Origin of the sequence: Burkholderia sp. Ac-20379 (assembly GCF_017104645.1) — a bacterium.
In the GTDB taxonomy this organism is placed as follows: domain Bacteria; phylum Pseudomonadota; class Gammaproteobacteria; order Burkholderiales; family Burkholderiaceae; genus Burkholderia.
Genome location: NZ_JAAGPF010000783.1, coordinates 1 through 828 on the forward strand (window position 1 = coordinate 1; position 828 = coordinate 828).

Sequence of the window (828 nt, forward strand, 5' to 3'; positions counted from 1 at the left end):
TGGCCGCGAGGTGGAGATTCCGGTGATCTACGGCGGCGCGGCCGGCCCCGATCTGGCCGCCGTGGCCGCCCACACCGGCCTCGCGCCGCGCGAGGTGGCCGAGCGCCACGCCGCCGGCGACTACGTGGTGTTCTTTCTCGGCTTCCAGCCCGGTTTCGCCTACCTGGGCGGGCTGGACGCCGCGCTGCACACGCCGCGCCGCACCGTGCCGCGCATCGAGGTGCCGGCCGGCTCGGTCGGCATCGGCGGCACGCAAACCGGCATCTATCCGGCCTCGGCGCCCGGCGGCTGGCAGTTGATCGGCCGCACCGCGCTGGCGCTGTTCGATCCCTCGCGCACCCCGCCCACCCTGCTGCAGCCGGGCGACCGCGTGCGCTTCAGCGTGTCGGAGGTACACGGCGCATGAATACCCGCTCCGCGTCCGCCGGCATCGAAGTCCTGCGCGCCGGCCCGCTTTCCACCGTGCAGGACGCCGGCCGGCCGGGCTTCCGCCATCTCGGCGTCGCGCTCGGCGGCGCGCTCGACACGCTGGCGCTCGAAATCGGCAACCGGCTGGTGGGCAACCGGCCCGGCGCGGCCGCCATCGAGATCACGTTCGGCCCGGCCGCCTTCCGCTTCCCGCGCGCCACCCGGATCGCCATCACCGGCACCGAATTCGGCGCGACGCTCGGCGAGCGCGCCGTCCATTCATGGTGGAGCCTGCCGGTCGCGGCCGGCGAAACGCTGACGCTGCCCGCCGCCCAGCACGGCATGCGCGGCTACCTGTGCGTGGCGGGCGGCATCGACGTGCTGCCCGTGCTCGGCTCGCGCAGCACCGATCTGGCCTCG

General features: G+C 75.1%; 1 protein-coding gene and 1 pseudogene. Both read left to right on the plus strand.

Features of this window, described 5'->3' with window-relative positions:
- Window positions 1-406, plus strand: a 406-nt coding sequence (pxpB, locus tag G3N92_RS34600) for a 5-oxoprolinase subunit PxpB (RefSeq protein WP_206131948.1), incomplete at its 5' end; no start/stop codon positions are given.
- Window positions 403-828: pseudogene (locus G3N92_RS34605) on the plus strand (allophanate hydrolase); the annotation flags it as partial. The gene pxpB and the pseudogene G3N92_RS34605, both read left to right, overlap by 4 nt.